This is a genomic window from Pseudomonas sp. BF-R-01 (genome assembly GCF_019946615.1).
GTDB classification, from domain to species: domain Bacteria; phylum Pseudomonadota; class Gammaproteobacteria; order Pseudomonadales; family Pseudomonadaceae; genus Aquipseudomonas; species Aquipseudomonas migulae.
In genome coordinates this window covers 1-16,463 of the sequence record NZ_JAGYFX010000061.1, presented here as the reverse complement: position 1 = coordinate 16,463, position 16,463 = coordinate 1, and the positions used below count along the sequence as shown (strand labels likewise).

Genomic DNA, 16,463 nt, shown 5'->3' with positions numbered 1-16,463 from the left:
CGGCCCTCTTCGGCTGGACCATACTTGAGCCAAGACGCCAGGGGAGAACAGGCGCATGAACCGTAGCGACATACTGATCATCGGCGCCGGCCCCACCGGTCTGGTGCTCGCGCTGTGGCTGAGCAAACTGGGGATCCGCGTGCGGATTATCGACAAGACCTCGGCCCCCGGCACCACTTCACGGGCGTTGGCCGTGCAGGCGCGCACACTGGAACTGTATCGCCAGCTCGACCTCAACGAGGCCGTGATACACAAAGGGCATCGCGTAGCGGCGGCGAACTTCTGGGTCAAGGGCGAACCCGTGGCGCGCTTGCCGTTGGGCCGGATTGGCGAGGGCCTGACGCCCTACGCGTTCCTGGAAATATTTCCCCAGGACGAGCATGAACAATTGCTGATTGAACGCCTGGAAACCTTTGGCATCCGGGTCGAGCGCAACACCGAGCTGGAGAGCTTCGAAGAAACCGGCGATGGCATCACCGCGCGGCTGCGCCTGCCCGATGGTCAAGAGGAAACCTGTCAAGCCTGTTACCTCGCCGGTTGCGACGGTGCCCGCTCGCGCGTGCGCAAAACCCTCGACACCGGATTTCCCGGCGGCACCTACCAGCAGATTTTCTACGTGGCCGACGTGCAGGCCAGCGGGCCGGCGCTCAATGGCGAGCTGCACCTGGACCTCGATGAAGCGGACTTTCTCGCGGTGTTTCCCCTCGCCGGCGAAGGTCGCGCGCGGTTGATCGGCACCGTTCGCGACGAACGCGCCGAGCACGTGGAAACCCTGCGATTCGAAGACGTCAGCACCCGCGCCATCGAACACTTGAAAGTGCAGATCGAGCAGGTGAACTGGTTCTCGACCTACCGTGTGCATCATCGGGTGGCCGATCACTTTCGCAGCGGTCGCGCGTTTCTATTGGGCGACGCGGCCCATGTCCACAGCCCGGCGGGCGGCCAGGGCATGAACACCGGCATCGGCGATGCCATCAACCTCGCCTGGAAACTCGCGGCCGTGTTGAGCGGCGGTGCTGCCCCGCATCTGCTCGACACGTATGAAACCGAGCGCATCGCCTTTGCCCGCAAACTGGTCGCCACCACCGACCGGGTTTTCAGTTTTGTCACCGCCGAAGGACGCATGGCGGATTTGTTGCGTACCCGTCTGGCGCCGTTCCTGCTGCCGAAAATGGCTTCGTTCGAGGCCTCCCGGGAATTCCTGTTTCGTACGGTGTCGCAGATCACCCTCAATTATCGTGGAATGCCATTGAGCACCGGCGTCGCCGGGCACGTTCACGGTGGCGACCGCTTGCCGTGGGCGCATGATGGTGAAGGGGATAATTTCGGGCCGCTGAAGTGCCCGAACTGGCAGGTGCATGTGTACGGCGACACCAGCGACGAAATGATTGCCTGGTGCAATGAACATCACTTGCCGTTGCATGTGTTTGACTGGCGACCGGCATTTGAAACATCAGGTCTTGGGCGCAACGGGTTTTATTTGTTGCGGCCGGATACCTACGTGGCGGTGGCCGAGTCGTGCTCGGATCCGAAGGTGATCGAACGGTACTTCCGGGATCGCGGGATACGACCGTATTTTGGGGCCTGAGCGCGCCGCAAATCCTGTAGGAGCAAGCTTGCTCGCGATGAGGCCGGCCCCTCCAGCGTCTAGGGTGACTGGCCCACCGCTTCGCCAGCAAGCTGGCTCCTACAGATTTTGTGTGTTTTTTTAAATTCCGGCCAGGGCCAGGTCCATCGCGAAGTAGGTGAAGATCAAATCCGCCCCCGCCCGTTTGATCGCGCCGAGACTCTCGCGCACAACGCGGTCCTCATCGATGGCCCCGGCCTGTGCGCCGAACTTGATCATCGCGTACTCGCCGCTCACCTGGTACGCCGACAGCGGCAGGCGCGAAACCTCGCGAATGTCGCGGATGATGTCCAGGTACGCGCCGGCCGGCTTGACCATCAGCGCGTCCGCGCCTTCCTGCTCGTCCATCAGCGATTCACGCACCGCTTCGCGGCGGTTCATCGGGTTCATTTGATAGCTTTTGCGGTCGCCCTTAAGTGCGCTGCCGCCGGCTTCGCGGAACGGGCCGTAGAGCGCCGAGGCGAATTTGGTCGAATAGGCCATGATCGCGGTCTGGGTGAAACCGGCGTCATCCAGCGCCCGGCGAATCGCCTGGACCTGCCCGTCCATGGCCGCCGACGGCGCGATCACATCGGCACCGGCACGGGCTGCCGCGACGGCTTGTTTGCCGAGGTTGATCAGGGTCTGGTCGTTGTCGACTTCGTGGTTGTGCAACACGCCGCAGTGACCGTGGTCGGTGTATTCGCAGAAGCAGGTGTCGGACATCACGATCATCTCCGGCACCGCGTCCTTGGCGATGCGCGCCATGCGCGAGACCAGGCCATTGTCGCTCCAGGTGTCGCTGCCGCTGCTGTCCAGATGATGGGACACGCCGAAGGTCATCACCGACTTGATTCCCGCACGGGCATAGCGCTCGATCTCGCCGGCCAGTTTCGATTCCGGAATCCGCATCACACCGGGCATGCTTTTGATCGGCACGAAGTCGTCGATTTCTTCCTCGACGAAAATCGGCAGCACCAGATCGTTCAAGCTGAATTCGGTTTCCTGGAACAGGCTGCGCAGGCTCGCATTGCGGCGCAGACGGCGTGGACGTGCTTCGGGGAACTGACTGGACATGGGGCTTCCTGAAAAATCGGGGGACGAGACGAAAGTCGTAAGGGGGCGAAAGCTTATGCCCAGTTCGCCGCCGGGCACAAACCTCAGCGGAGTAAAAACCGTTACCGCTGCAGCAATAATCACCGCATCCACCATAAAACCCTGTGGGAGCGAGACCGGCTTGCCGGCGATGGAGTGTCAGTCGCCATCAATGTAGCTGATACACCATCGCGAGCAGGCTCGCTCCCACAGGTTTAGATGTTCAGCGTGCCGGTAATGCACGTAACTACAGAACCACCAATCCAGATCTCATCGCCCACCTGATCGACCTGAATGCGCCCGGCCCGCCCCATGGTCAAGCCCTGACTCACCACGTAAGTCGCCGGCGCCATCCCTTCGCTGAGCAGCCATTGGGCGATGCCGGCATTCAGGCTGCCGGTGGCGGGATCTTCCGGCATGCCGTCGCCGGAAATGAACGCCCGCACTTCGAACTGTGCGTCATCGCCGTCACGCTCGGGATGCCACGGCGCAATCACGCCGACCGCGAGGCCAAGCATCTGCGAATGGTCCGGCTGAAGATCCAGCACCTGCTGGCGATCCTCGACCATCACCGCCAGCCAACCCGCGCCGTTATCGACCCACTGCGCCCGCACGATGGCGCCCGGTTCCAATCGGAGCCCGCGTCGTACCCGCTCCACCAGCTCCGCCTGCACCGGCCCGGTCTTGAGCAGTGGCGGTGCGAGAAAGGCCAGTTCCGCGCCTTGCCGGCGCACCCGCACCAGGCCCACGCCGCATTCCTGAATGATCTCCTCGCCCTTGGGCACGCCACCGGCTTCGAGCCAGGCATGGCAGGTGCCGAGGGTCGGGTGACCGGCGAACGGCAACTCGTTCAGGGTGGTGAAAATCCGCACCCGATAATCGGCCCGAGGGTCCTGCGGGGCGAGGATGAACGTGGTTTCACTGAGATTGGTCCAGGTGGCGAACGCCGCCATGCGCTCATCGCTGAGCTCATCGGCGCCGAACACCACGGCCAACGGATTGCCCTTGAGCGCAACGCGGCTGAAGACATCTACTTGCTTGAAATCGAATGCGTGCATGGCCTGCCTTGGTCTTGGTGGATTCGAAAGGTCTTACTTGGGAATTTCCAGCCCGCGCATCACCGCCGGCCGCGCCAGGAAGCGCTCCAGCACCCGCGTCACGTTCGGGAAATCCTTGATGCCCACCAGATCGCCCGCCTCATAGAAGCCGATCAGGTTGCGCACCCACGGGAATGTCGCGATGTCGGCGATGGTGTAGCGCTCGCCCATGATCCAGTCGCGCCCCTGCAGACGTCCATCAAGGACTTTTAACAAACGTTTACTTTCCTCGACATAGCGATCACGAGGGCGTTTGTCTTCGTAGTCCTTGCCGGCGAATTTGTTGAAAAAACCGAGCTGGCCGAACATCGGCCCGATACCACCCATCTGAAACATCAACCACTGGATCGTCTCGTAACGCGCAGCCGATTCCTGGGCCAGCAACTGCCCGCTCTTGTCGGCGAGGTAAATCAGAATCGCCCCGGACTCGAACAACGGCAGCGGCAGGTCGTCCGGCCCGTGGGGGTCGAGGATCGCCGGGATCTTGTTGTTGGGGTTCAGCGACAGAAACTCGGGCGACAGCTGGTCGCTGGTGTCGAAGCCCACGCGATGCGGCTCGTAGGGCAGGCCGATCTCTTCGAGCATGATCGACACCTTGACGCCGTTGGGGGTCGGCAACGAGTAGAGCTGAATCCACTCAGGGTATTGGGCTGGCCATTTTTGAGTGATAGGGAAAGCAGACAGATCGGTCATCGCATGGATCCACGAAGAGATTGAGAGGCACGATCATAGTGTGAGTGGCCGCAGGCTGCGACGTACGGCGTATCGATATTGATGATTACCAAGATCAATGGATTGCAGTCTTCTCCTGCGACCGCCCCGTGTACTGTGTCCATAAATCCGCAACATCCTGTCGATAACCTCTGCTCCAACCCGTTCATGGTTATCGGTACATTGCTGCGCATGCCGCCGGAATCGAACCAAACGGGCCTCAGTGGACTCTGAGTGTTGCCCTTTCGGAAACGGACCGGATCATCGACATGGAAAACACCCGACGCTGGGAGCGCGTGGTGTAAAGGTTTGTCAGCCTTAACCGAATGCGCTGAAGAACCCTTATTCCATGATGAACCTTATGAAATTGGTCCAACGCTTCAAACATCGCGCTTATATTGTGCTGCCCTCCCTGCTGGCAATCAGTGCGCTGTTCCTGTCGCTGGAAGTCCGTGAAAGCCGCGCCCAGCCGGCTGACGGCACCCAGACGCTGGTCTTCCTGCGCCACGCGGAAAAACCCGCCGGCGGCCTCGGCCAGCTCAATTGCCAGGGCCTGAACCGCGCCATCGACCTGGCCACCCTGCTCCCGGAAAAATTCGGCAAGGCCAACTACGTGTTTGCAGCCAACCCGACGCGCAATGTCGAGGAAGGCGAGCTGGATAATTCCTACAGCTACATTCGCCCCCTGATGACCATCAGCCCCAGCGCCATCAAGCTCGGTTTGCCGGTGAACATCAACTTCTCGGCCAACGACACCAGTGACCTCGCCGACGAACTGCTGCATGACAAGTACCACAACTCGGTGATCTACACCGCGTGGTCCCACGGCTACCTGCCCGAGCTGATCAACAAGGTCGCCGGCGAAGCGGTCGGCAAGAAACAGAACATCACCGATGATTGGGAATCCAGCGACTACGACTCGCTGTATGTACTCACCCTGACCTGGCACAACGGCAAGGCCAGCCTGCAGAGCCACAGCTACAAGCAAGGCCTGGATAACGGCCGGGAAACCTGCCCGACATAAGGGCGACCTGTAGGAGCCAGCTTGCTGGCGATGCAGACGCCGCGGTGTTTCGGGAGCACCGCGTTATCGTTCATCGCCAGCAAGCTGGCTCCTACAAGGTTGGGGGTTACGGCAGCAGGATGACTTTGTCGCCACTGCCCTGATTCACTTCGGCATAACGTTCCAGCCCTTCGGCCAGTGGCGATTCGAACAGCCCTTGCGGCAACGGCAACAGGTCCTGGTCGAAGAACCGGCCGAACTGATCGAGCATCGCCGCGCACGCTTGCACGCCGTATAGCAACGAGTTGATCCCCACCACCGAGCCGCCCTTGCGATACAGCGCCAGGGCCGGCAATTGCACCTGGCCATCCACCGGCGCGGCGATGATCGCGATGCGACCGAACGCGGCCAACGCGGGAACGGAGGCCGGTAGCCAGAACCCGGTGGTGTCAAAAATCACGTCGGCGCCGCCGGTGTAGACCGCATTCACCTGCGCGCCCAAATCCTCGGGTTTATCCAGCTGCAACGTCTGATACCCCTGGGCCTGCAAGTCCTTGACCTGCTCCGGCCGACGCGCCGCCGCCAGCACCTGGGCGCCACGTACCTTGGCCAGCGCCAGCGCAGCACTGCCGACCGCCCCGCCACCGATCACCAATAACCGCGTTTGTGCGTTCACCAGGCTGCGCTCCAGCGCATCCCACGCCGTGGTGTAAGGCACGCCGAGGCTGGCGGCTTGGGCAAAACTCAGGTGCGTCGGTTTGCGCGCCACGCCGTTGGCCGGCAACTTGACGAATTGCGCATGGGAGCCATCGGCGAAAAAGCCCAGCTCACGGCCGGTGCCCCACACTTCCTGACCGATCAGCGCCTGCGGGCCTTCGACAACTACACCCGCAAAATCACGCCCGGGAATGCGCGGCAACGTGGTGTAGGGAAAACGCCCCAGCACATTCTTCACATCGCTGGGATTGAGGCCGGCGGCCTTGATTTGCACCAGCACTTCATCGGCGCCGGGCACGGGGGTCGGAACCTCGACATAGCGCAGGGCCGAAAGGTCGCCGGTTTTGTCGAACTGCAATGCTTTCATGGGAGTGTCCATCCAACAGGGGAAAGGGAATTCAGGAGATCCAGCCAGTGACCAGTTGCCGCCCCATGGGCCACAACTTTTCACCGGCGAGCATGCCCAGCAGGCCCACCAGCGCGATGGCCGGTGGGGCGGGAGAACGAAAATCCAGCGCGCCGTAAAGCAAACCGACGCCCAGACCGATGACCAGCGAGATGAGGTAGCTCATGGCAGACTCCGTGGGCAATTGAGGGATGCCCAAAGTCTAAAGGCCGGCATCCGCGAGCATCGGCCAAGTGCTTCTGAATTCCGGCCAAACCACCCCCAATAACCTGTAGGAGCTAGCTTGCTGGCGATAGCTGACGTGAGGGCGATGCAAAATTTGAGGATGCTATCGCCAGCAAGCTGGCTCCTACAGGTTCGTGCAGAACTGCGAGGGCGCGACACCCAGTTCCCGACGGAACATGTCGCTGAAGCTGCTCGGCGAGTAGCCCAGCTCCCGGGCAATCGCACTGACCGGCGCCCCCTGGATCAGCTCCGCGACTGCAGTCGCCAGTTGCACTTGTCGCCGCCACTCGGCGAAGCCCATGCCCAGACCGTCCTTGAACAGCCGCGCCAGGGTGCGCACGCTGGCCCCGGCGTTTTGCGCGTGTTGTTCGAAGGAAACGTCCAGCGATGGGGCGGCCATGACGGCCTGACACAGGTTCATCAGGCGCCGGTCGGAATCATCCGGCAACGGGATCTTCAGCAGCGAACGCCTGGCTCGCCGCAGTTCCAGCAGTGCCAGCCCGACCAGCGCTTCGTAATACTCCGGCGCGCCGTCGTCGCCCTGCTCCACCAGCCCGACGATGAGTTCACGCAGCAACCCGCCCACTTCGATCACCTGGACCGTGTCGTCCAGCGTCGCCGCCAATGCCGGACGCAGGTAGATGTTGCGCATCTGCAGGTCCGAGACCACGCGAATGCCGTGAGGCACGCCCGGCGGCAACCACACCGCCCGTTGCGGCGGCACCACCAGCGCCTCATGCGGCGTTTCGACCCACATCACGCCGCTCATCGCATACAACAACTGGCCCCAGACATGCTCGTGGGGCTCGATGAACAGCCCGCGCGGATAGGTGCGCGCCAGCGGTTGCACGGGCACATCGGTGTCACTCAGGTCGGGGGGCGCGGCAAGGGCCATGGTCAGCATTCATCGGGGATTTTCAGAAAATCCATGGTAACCAGCCGCAGGCCTTGTCGCCACTGGCTGCAGCCGTCTGACAATCCGAATGAATTTTCCGTACCGCCGACGATCCTTCTATTACTACAGGGAGGAATACGGGCTTTATGAACAACGCAAAACTTTTCGTCATTGAATACACCCTTCATGGCGTCCCAAAGTCTTTCATCATTCGCCTGGACAAAATGGACAATGCGCAGGCTTGGCATTGGGCGAGTTGCGACGCCGGCGTGGGCCGGATCCCGCGCTTTGGAAGGGAGAAAGTGCAAAAGACCAGCAAGCCGATGGCGGAAAAATTCGGCGTGGAAAATGTCACATGGCGGCCAGCAAGCTAACCACGCTTTTCTGTAGGAGCAAGCTTGCTCGCGATGAACGATAACGCAGTCAGCCTGAAGAACCTCGGCGCCTGCATCGCCAGCAAGCTGGCTCCTACACAGTCAGTGTTGGGCGCACTTGCAGTCTTTGTGCACGCATTCTTCACCGTGTTCATGGTGTTTGGCGCAGGCTTCGCAGCAGTAGTGCTTGCCGTGACGTGCGATCGGATGCTGGCCCAGTTTGCAGTTGCATTTCGGGCAGTCGCATTTACTTTCGCTATCGATCATGAGTCTGACTCCTGAGGTGGTGGTCGTCGGGGCTACAACCCGTCTCACCAGTGTAGAAGTTGCCACAGACGACGCAGCCCAAACCTGTAGGAGCAAGCTTGCTCGCGATGCCGACGCCGCGGTGTTTCAGGAATACCGCGTTATCGTTCATCGCGAGCAAGCTTGCTCCTACAGAAAATCAACAGCGGTCAGGCCTGGCGGGTATTGCTGCGATACATGAACACCAGCGCCAACCCGAGCAACACCATCGCCAGTATCCGGCTGCCGGACAGTTCGATCTGCGGGTTGCCCAGCCAGCCGAAGTTATCGATCAGCATCCCCATGCCCAGCTGCCCGACGATCACCGCGACCGTCGCCACCGCCGTCCCCACCCGTGGCACCGCCCCCACCATCACCATCATGTACACCACGCCGAACAGCGCGCCGCTGAGCTGCCATTTCGGCACGTCCAGCAGGCTCATGGCCTGGGCCGGCTCGAAAAACAGGATCAGCAACCCGGTGCTCACCGCACCCACCACGAACGTCAACAAACTGCTGCGCAGCACACCGACCGTTTCGCCCAGACGCCCATTGATGGCGGCCTGAACACTCAACACCGCACCGGCAGCCACGACCACCGCCAACAAAATAATCAGATTCATCATTAACCCCGCGCAATCAGAACAAGTGCCGCCACAATCAGCAGCAAGGCCAGCCAACGTTCACCGTTGACCTTTTTACGAGTGGCGCCGAACCAGCCGAAGTGGTCGATCAGCACGCTTTTACCGACCTGCCCGGACAGGATCGCGATCATCGTCATCGCAATGCCGATGTACGGCGTGGCCAGGGTCAGCACCACCACGTAGATCGGCCCGAGAAAACCGCCGATCAACTGCCAGCGCGGCAAGTCGCTGAAGGCCGGTCCCTTTTGCGGGCCGCTGAGCAACAGCAGGAAAAACAGGATCGCCGAGCCGACGCCGAAGATGCTCAACGTCGCCCACAAGTGACCGACCTGACCCCCCAGCGGCCCGAGCAGACCGGCCTCCACGGACAGGCCCATACCGGCCAGGATCACCAAAGGCAGCAGCAAAAGCCGCAACCCGGGTTGGGTTGCCGGTGTGACAGCGATATCGATTGAAGAAGATTGCATAACAGAGACCTACCCATTTTCAAATGAACTACACGGTCGCCTGTAGGAGCGAAGCTTGCTCGCGAAGGCCTGGCGCCGTCGTCGATTTCCCGGCAGATCCAGTTGATGGAACAGGCGCTGAGCCAGCAATTGCTTTACCGCCATACCCGCGCGGTCACGCCGACGGAAGCCGGACGCTTGCTCGGCGACCATGCGCGATTGGTACTGGTGCAGTTGGAGGAAGCCGAACAGGCGTTGCAGGAACAACAAAGCGAGCCGAGCGGGCTGGTGCGGATCAACGCGCCGGTGGTGTTTGGCCAGCGGCACCTGACGCCCTGGCTGGGGCAACTGTGCGAGCGCTACCCGAAATTGCAGCTGGATATCCAGCAGACCGACAGCTACGTCGCACCGTTACAGGAGGGTGCCGACCTGCTGTTTCGCATCGGCCCGCTGCACGATTCGAGCATGCAGGCGCGGATTCTGGCGCCGCAACGCTTTCAAGTGGCAGCGAGCCCGGCGTACTTGAAACGCCATGGCACACCGTTGCATCCCGAAGACCTCGCGGCGCATCAATGCCTGGCCTACAAAGGCGTAGCCGGCCAGCAACGCTGGTTTTTCCGCCAGGGTCAGCAGGACTGGAGGCCCTACTCGGTGAAGGGGCCGATCACCGGCAACCACGCCGACACCCTCACACAGGCCGCCGAACAAGGCCTGGGCCTGGTGATGTTTCCTTCGTGGCTGATTGGTGAAGCGGTACGCAACGGCACGCTGGTGCCGGTGCTGGGGGAATATCAGGTGTCCAACAGCCTTGAGCCGCAACAGATCGCCGTGCTCTGGCCCGGGAGCCGGCGGTTGTCGGTGAAGGTAAGGACGGTGATTGATTTCTATGTCGAATGCTTTGGGGCTGTGCCGTATTGGGACAGGCCGTAACATTGACAGCACAACCTGTAGGAGCCGGCTTGCCGGCGATGGCGGCGCGTCAGTCAACATTGATGGCGCCTGACACACCGCTATCGCCGGCAAGCCGGCTCCTACAAAGGGGTGTTGTGTCAGTCGACTTCAATGTTGACTGACATACCGCTATCGCCAGCAAGCCGGCTCCTACAAGGGGGCGTTGTGTCAGTCGACATCGATGTTGGCTGACATGTCGCCATCGCCGGCAAGCCGGCTCCTACAAGGTGTGGGGGTCAGATGCGGAACTGGCCGACCAGAGTGCCGAGGCGCTGGCCAAGATCAGCCAGGCTGCGGGATGTCTGGGCGCCGAGTTGGGTTTCGCCGGCCACGTTGTCCACGGCCACCGCGATCTGATGCACGCTGCGGTTGATCTCTTCGGCCACGGCGGTCTGCTCCTCGGCGGCGCTGGCGATCTGCGCGTTCATCGAGTTGATGGTGCCGATCAGTTGAGCCATGGTGTCCAGCGAAGCACCCGCTTCGTTGGCCTGCATGGACGTGCCGTCGCCGGCCTCGCTGGAGCGGCGCATCGCTTCCACCGCCGACTGAGTGCCGGCCTGCAAGCGGTCGATCATGCCCTGGATTTCCTGGGTGCTGATTTGCGTGCGGCTGGCCAGCGCACGGACTTCGTCGGCCACCACCGCAAAACCGCGACCGGCCTCACCGGCACGGGCCGCTTCAATGGCGGCGTTGAGCGCCAACAGGTTGGTCTGCTCGGCAATCGAACGGATCACCCCGAGCACGCTGACAATCGATGACACGTCCTTCTGCAGGCTGTCGAGGGACACGCCGCTGCTGCGAATATCGTCGACCAACGCATGGATCTTGACGATGCTGCCGGCCACCACACGCTTGGCCGTCTGACCTTCTTCGTCGGTCTGCTGCGCCGCCACTGCGGCGTTTTGTGCACTTTTCGCCACTTCTTGCGCGGCGGCCGACATTTCGTTGATCGCCGTGGCCACCTGATCGGTCTCGTGACGTTGACGCTCCATCGCCTGATCCGAACGCTGGGCCTGATCGGAGACCTGATTCACCAGCCCGGTCAATTGCGAGGTCATTTCGGTGATCTGGCGCACCAGGCCGTGGATCTTGTCGACGAACCGGTTGAACGAGCCGGCGAGTTGGCCGAGTTCATCCTGGCTGGTGATGGTCAGGCGCCGGGTCAGGTCGCCCTCGCCCGCCGCGATGTCGTCGAGGTTGGCTTTCATCAGGTTCAGCGGACGCAGAATGGTGTTGGCCAACAGCATGCCGGCGGCGGCAATCAGCAGCAGCACGACGGCGGCGATGCCGATGATGCTCAGCAACACGCCTTCCATCCGGTCTTGAACCTTGGCTTCGACCACGGCCACTTGCGCCTCGATACCGTCGAGGTTGACCGAGGTGCCGACCGCCATGTCCCACTTCGGCAGGTATTCGGTGTAGCCGAGTTTTGGTACCAGCACCTGAGTGTTGCCAGGCAATGGCGAGCTGTATTGCAGGTAGTGAGTGCCGTCTTTGGCGACTTTCACCAGGTCGCGGTTGACGTAGACGCCGTTCGGATCGCGGTTGTCCTTGAAGCTTTGGCCCACGCCTTCGGGGCTGTTGGCCTTGAACAGGCGCACGGTGTTGGAGTCGTAGCCGAAGAAGTAGCCGTCCTTGCCGTAGCTGATGCTCGACAGCAATTTGATCACCTGGGCCCGCGCCGCGTCATCGCCAGGGGCGGCGGCCTCGTAGAGCGGTTTGATCGCGGTCATGGCCACGGCGACGTAACTTTGCAGGGTGGCCTTGGCGTCGCTGAGCAGGCGCTGACGCGTCTCCTCGACTTCCTTGCGGGCCTGTTCCTGCAGAACGAACAACGTGGTCAGGCTGATGACCAGCGCAAAGAGCAACACCGGGAGGACGGCAAGGGACAGGACTTTAGCCTTCAGGCTCATGCGCATGACGGTTCACTCTTTTGGTTTTATTGGCGTGGTTAAAGGCTTTAACGGCACGCGCAACCAAAAGTTGAATCAGTGGCCAATGCAATCCCCTCTGTGGGAGCGAGCCTGCTCGCGATGGAGTGTCAGTCGCCATCAATCTGGCTGACAGATCATCGCGAGCAGGCTCGCTCCCACAGGGGATCTTCGTTCAGAGAACCATCGCGGCCACCCAGCCGAACGCCAGCAGCGGCAGGTTGTAATGCAGGAAGGTCGGGACCACGGTGTCCCAGATGTGGTGGTGCTGTCCGTCGATGTTCAGGCCGGAGGTCGGGCCGAGCGTCGAGTCGGAAGCAGGCGAACCGGCGTCGCCCAGCGCACCGGCGGTGCCGACGATGCAGACGATGGCGATCGGGCTGAACCCCAGTTGCACGCACAGCGGCACGAAAATCGCTGCCAGAATCGGCACGGTGGAAAACGACGAACCGATGCCCATGGTCACCAGCAGGCCGACCAGCAACATCAGCAGCGCACCGATGCCTTTACTGTGGCCGATCCACGACGCCGACGCTTCAACCAGCGTCTGCACCTGACCGGTGGCCTTCATCACTTCGGCAAACCCCGAGGCGGCGATCATGATGAAACCGATCATCGCCATCATCGTCATGCCTTCGGTGAACAGATCATCGGTGTCGCGCCACTTCACGATGCCCGACACCGAGAAGATCAAAAAGCCTGCCAGTGCACCGATAATCATCGAGTCCAGCAACAACTGAATAATGAACGCCGCCGCAATCGCCACACCCGCAACCATCAGGCTCAACGGGTTGTACTGCACCGCGACCTGCTCGACCTGTTCGATCTTTTCCAGGTCGTAGACGCGCTTCTTGCGGTAGCTGATAAAGGCTGCCGCAAGCCCCACCACCATGCCCAGCGCCGGAATGCCCATGGCATGGGTGACGTTGATGCCGCTGATATCGACGCCGCTGCGGGCCACGTTGGCCAGCAGGATTTCATTGAGGAAGATGTTGCCGAAGCCCACGGGCAGGAACATGTACGGGGTGATCAGGCCGAAGGTCATGACGCAGGCGATCAACCGCCGATCCAGTTGCAGCTTGGTCAGCACATATAGTAGCGGCGGCACCAGCAACGGAATAAAAGCGATATGTATCGGCAGAATATTCTGTGAAGCGATGGCCACCACCCACAGCAGGCCGATCAGCAGCCACTTCACCGAACCGCCACCGTTGGCGTGCTGGCGGTCAACCATGGCCAGGGCTTTGTCGGCCAGCGCATGGGCCAGGCCGGACTTGGCAATCGCCACCGCGAAGGCGCCGAGCAGGGCATAAGACAAGGCCACCGTCGCCCCGCCGCCGAGGCCGCTGTTGAAGGCTTTCAAGGTGGCGTCGATGCCCAGGCCACCGGTCAAACCGCCCACCAGCGCACCGATAATCAGCGCGATCACCACGTGCACACGGGACAGGCTGAGAATCAGCATGATGCCGACCGCGGCAATTACAGCATTAATCATCGTTACCTCAAGGCAAGCGAAATGAGCCCGGCCGACAGTCTGCGAAGAGCCGCCAGCGGGATAAGGAATGGGTTTTATTAGAGGGCGCGCACTGTGCCGGACCATCACCGCCTTGTCAAAGCCGCGAGACCCGAACGCAAGCTAGGCCCTCCCTTTCCAAAACGACATCGCCCCCTGTAGGAGCCGGCTTGCCGGCGATGGCGGTGGTTCAGTCCACCCGTTATTGACTGGACGGACGCCATCGCCAGCAAGCTGGCTCCTACAGGATTCGTGATAATGATTCCATTTCGTCGGACGGCGTAAAGAATGCGGATTTTCGGCCGCTACAGTGCAAAGTCTCAGATATTTATCGAATAAGGACGTCTCCATGTCGCTCAGACAACTTTCCATTCAATGGAAAATCACCCTGCTGGCCGGGCTTTGCCTCGCCGGTATCGTGACCTTGCTGGTAGGTCTTTCGCTGTATCGCATGGAGCACAGTTCCGAGCTGGTGAAAGCCTCGAGCATGGAGATGCTCACTGAAGCCGCCCAGGCCCGGATCGAGTCCCAGGGCGAAAACCAGGCGCTGAACATTCGCCAGCAGTTCATGGATGCCTATCAATATGGCCACGGCTTCTCGCGTCAGGTGTTGTTCCTGCGCGATCAGGCCGAAAAGCGCTTTCTCGATGCCTTCGACCTGCGTGAAGACCTGACCCGCCAGGTCAAGTCTGCGTTGCAAGCCAACCCGGAATTGCTCGGCCTGTCGCTGGTGTTCGAAGCCAATGCGCTGGACGGCAAGGATGAACTGTTTGCCGGCCAGGCTGAGCTGGGCAGCAACGACAAGGGCCGTTTCGCGCTGTACTGGTCGCAACCGACCCCCGGCAAGGTGACGTCGATGGCGCTGCCCGAAACTGACATGGCCGACACCAGCACCGGCCCCAGCGGCGAACCCGCCAACGCCTGGTTCACCTGCCCGCGCACCTCGCTCAAGCCCTGCGTGATCGAACCCTACTTCTATGTGATCGACGGCCAGAACGTGCTGATGACAAGCATCGTGTTCCCGCTGATGGTCAATGGCAAAGTCATCGCCTCGCTGTCGGTGGACATCAACCTCAACAGCCTGCAAGCGGTCAGCCAGGGCGCGAGCAAGAAGCTTTATGACGGCCAGACCAACGTCAGCATCATCAGCCCGGCCGGTTTGCTCGCCGGCTACAGCCCGGACGCCAGCAAACTCGCCCAGCGCCTGGACGCTGTGGATAAAACCAACGGCACCGAACTGATCCGCCTGCTCGCCGCCAGCAGCAAAACCGCCAGCCTGCACAGCAACCAGCAGTTGAAAGTGCTGTCGCCGTTCCAGCCGATCCCCGACGGCAAATCGTGGGGCGTGTTGCTCGATGTGCCGGAAAAAGTCCTGGTCGGCCCCGCCGAAACCCTGAAAAAACAACTCGATGAAAGCAATACCGCCGGCACACTGGTCGAACTCGGCCTCGGCGTGCTGGCCGCGTTGATCGGGCTGTTGTTGGTGTGGCTGATGGCGCGTAGCGTGACCAAACCGATTCTGGGTGTGGCGCACATGCTCGAAGACATCGCCAGCGGCGAAGGCGACCTGACCCGGCGCCTGGCCTACGACAAAAAGGATGAACTAGGCCAGTTGGCGGGCTGGTTCAACCGTTTCCTCGACAAGTTGCAGCCGATCATCGCCGAGGTGAAACGCTCGGTTCAGGACGCACGCAGCACGGCGGACCAGTCTTCTGCCATCGCCACGCAGACCAGCGCCGGCATGGAACAGCAATACCGTCAGGTCGATCAGGTGGCGACCGCTTCCCACGAAATGAGCGCCACCGCCCAGGACGTTGCCCGCAGCGCGGCACAAGCGGCACAAGCAGCGCGCGATGCCGATCACGCCACCCGCCGTGGCTTGACCGTGATCGACCAGACCACCACCAGCATCGACAACCTCGCCGCCGACATGAGCGCAGCGATGGTGCAGGTCGAAGGTTTGGCGGCCAACAGCGAGAAAATCGGTTCGGTACTGGAAGTGATCCGCGCCATCGCCGAGCAGACCAACCTGCTGGCCCTCAACGCCGCGATCGAAGCGGCTCGTGCCGGTGAGGCCGGACGCGGTTTTGCGGTGGTCGCCGACGAAGTGCGCAACCTGGCGCGGCGTACGCAGGAGTCGGTTGAAGAAACCCGCCTGGTGATCGAGCAGTTGCAGAACGGCACGCAGGATGTGGTGGGGTCGATGAACAACAGCCATCGCCAGGCTCAGGGCAGTGTCGAGCAGGTCAGCCAGGCCGTCACGGCGTTGCGCCAGATCGGCGACGCAGTGACGGTGATCAGCGACATGAACCTGCAGATTGCCTCGGCGGCGGAAGAGCAAAGCGCGGTGGCGGAAGAGATCAACAACAACGTGGCGACGATCCGGGACGTAACCGAGTCGCTGTCGGGGCAGGCGAATGAGTCGGCGCGGGTGAGCCAGTCGCTTAATAGCCTGGCGAATCAGCAACAGAGCCTGATGGATCAATTCCGCGTCTGACTGACAACACACCCCTTGTAGGAGCCGGCTTGCCGGCGATGGCGATTTTGAAGACGCCATCGCCGGC

15 protein-coding genes and 2 pseudogenes are annotated in these 16,463 nt (G+C 61.6%); 6 read left to right on the top strand and 11 right to left on the bottom strand.

All coding sequences use genetic code 11. The features are described 5' to 3' along the window. The first annotated feature begins 55 nt into the window (after window positions 1–55). Window positions 56–1,588 carry an FAD-dependent oxidoreductase gene (locus KGB27_RS20790; protein ID WP_223556130.1) on the top strand — a complete coding sequence of 511 codons (1,533 nt, stop codon included), beginning with the start codon at window positions 56–58 and terminating at the stop codon, window positions 1,586–1,588. Between the two features lie 120 nt (window positions 1,589–1,708). Here KGB27_RS20790 and hemB read toward each other — a convergent pair whose 3' ends face one another. The 3 genes from hemB to KGB27_RS20775 form a co-directional block, all read right to left on the bottom strand. Beyond that, window positions 1,709–2,683 (bottom strand): porphobilinogen synthase, encoded by a 975-nt coding sequence (hemB, locus tag KGB27_RS20785; RefSeq protein ID WP_008035185.1) that lies wholly within the window; start codon window positions 2,681–2,683, stop codon window positions 1,709–1,711. Window positions 2,684–2,916: 233 nt separating this feature from the next. Then, window positions 2,917–3,759: a PhzF family phenazine biosynthesis protein gene (locus KGB27_RS20780; RefSeq protein WP_223556127.1), complete on the bottom strand. Its 843-nt coding sequence runs from the start codon at window positions 3,757–3,759 to the stop codon at window positions 2,917–2,919. 33 nt (window positions 3,760–3,792) lie between these two features. Next, complete coding sequence (locus KGB27_RS20775; RefSeq protein WP_207286210.1) at window positions 3,793–4,491, bottom strand: glutathione binding-like protein; 699 nt, start codon at window positions 4,489–4,491, stop codon at window positions 3,793–3,795. Between the two features lie 367 nt (window positions 4,492–4,858). On the opposite strand from KGB27_RS20775, the gene KGB27_RS20770 reads away from it, so the two are divergent. Beyond that, window positions 4,859–5,533, top strand: a complete 675-nt coding sequence (locus tag KGB27_RS20770) for a hypothetical protein (RefSeq protein WP_008045195.1) — start codon at window positions 4,859–4,861, stop codon at window positions 5,531–5,533. A gap of 106 nt (window positions 5,534–5,639) precedes the next feature. On the opposite strand, the gene KGB27_RS20765 is transcribed toward KGB27_RS20770, so the two are convergent. From KGB27_RS20765 to KGB27_RS20755, 3 genes are all read right to left on the bottom strand, one after another. Further along, on the bottom strand, window positions 5,640–6,596 hold the full coding sequence (locus KGB27_RS20765; RefSeq protein WP_008045193.1) for a zinc-binding alcohol dehydrogenase family protein: 957 nt from the start codon (window positions 6,594–6,596) through the stop codon (window positions 5,640–5,642). A gap of 31 nt (window positions 6,597–6,627) precedes the next feature. Beyond that, window positions 6,628–6,801, bottom strand: coding sequence for a DUF1427 family protein (locus KGB27_RS20760; protein WP_008035179.1), 174 nt, complete (start codon window positions 6,799–6,801; stop codon window positions 6,628–6,630). Between the two features lie 183 nt (window positions 6,802–6,984). Further along, window positions 6,985–7,755: an AraC family transcriptional regulator gene (locus KGB27_RS20755; RefSeq protein WP_032832904.1), complete on the bottom strand. Its 771-nt coding sequence runs from the start codon at window positions 7,753–7,755 to the stop codon at window positions 6,985–6,987. 146 nt (window positions 7,756–7,901) lie between these two features. Between KGB27_RS20755 and KGB27_RS20750 the strand changes: the two genes are divergently transcribed. Then, window positions 7,902–8,129, top strand: a complete 228-nt coding sequence (locus KGB27_RS20750; protein WP_008035177.1) for a DUF6555 family protein — start codon at window positions 7,902–7,904, stop codon at window positions 8,127–8,129. 102 nt (window positions 8,130–8,231) lie between these two features. Here the strand turns inward: KGB27_RS20750 and KGB27_RS20745 are convergent, their stop codons facing one another. The 3 genes from KGB27_RS20745 to KGB27_RS20735 form a co-directional block, all read right to left on the bottom strand. Further along, complete coding sequence (locus KGB27_RS20745) at window positions 8,232–8,396, bottom strand: metallothionein (protein ID WP_008035176.1); 165 nt, start codon at window positions 8,394–8,396, stop codon at window positions 8,232–8,234. Between the two features lie 188 nt (window positions 8,397–8,584). Then, window positions 8,585–9,040 carry a DMT family transporter gene (locus KGB27_RS20740; protein WP_008035175.1) on the bottom strand — a complete coding sequence of 152 codons (456 nt, stop codon included), beginning with the start codon at window positions 9,038–9,040 and terminating at the stop codon, window positions 8,585–8,587. Further along, the gene (locus KGB27_RS20735; protein ID WP_192419820.1) at window positions 9,040–9,525 is read right to left on the bottom strand and encodes a DMT family transporter; all 486 of its coding nucleotides are present in this window, start codon (window positions 9,523–9,525) and stop codon (window positions 9,040–9,042) included. Before KGB27_RS20735 ends, KGB27_RS20740 begins: the two co-directional genes overlap by 1 nt. Window positions 9,526–9,585: 60 nt before the next feature. Here KGB27_RS20735 and KGB27_RS20730 point away from each other — a divergent pair. After that, a pseudogene (locus KGB27_RS20730) lies at window positions 9,586–10,434 on the top strand (LysR substrate-binding domain-containing protein); the annotation flags it as partial. Window positions 10,435–10,691: 257 nt separating this feature from the next. On the opposite strand, the gene KGB27_RS20725 reads toward KGB27_RS20730, so the two are convergent. Beyond that, entirely contained in the window at window positions 10,692–12,374 is a 1,683-nt protein-coding gene (locus tag KGB27_RS20725) for a methyl-accepting chemotaxis protein (protein ID WP_207286214.1), read from the bottom strand. A 187-nt stretch (window positions 12,375–12,561) separates the two neighbouring features. Beyond that, the gene (locus KGB27_RS20720; RefSeq protein ID WP_223556180.1) at window positions 12,562–13,878 is read right to left on the bottom strand and encodes a Na+/H+ antiporter family protein; all 1,317 of its coding nucleotides are present in this window, start codon (window positions 13,876–13,878) and stop codon (window positions 12,562–12,564) included. A gap of 370 nt (window positions 13,879–14,248) precedes the next feature. Here KGB27_RS20720 and KGB27_RS31640 point away from each other — a divergent pair. Continuing rightward, a pseudogene (locus KGB27_RS31640) lies at window positions 14,249–15,538 on the top strand (HAMP domain-containing protein); the annotation flags it as partial. Window positions 15,539–15,640: 102 nt separating this feature from the next. Continuing rightward, window positions 15,641–16,396 (top strand): methyl-accepting chemotaxis protein, encoded by a 756-nt coding sequence (locus KGB27_RS31635; protein ID WP_404943259.1) that lies wholly within the window; start codon window positions 15,641–15,643, stop codon window positions 16,394–16,396. The last annotated feature ends 67 nt before the right edge of the window (window positions 16,397–16,463 follow it).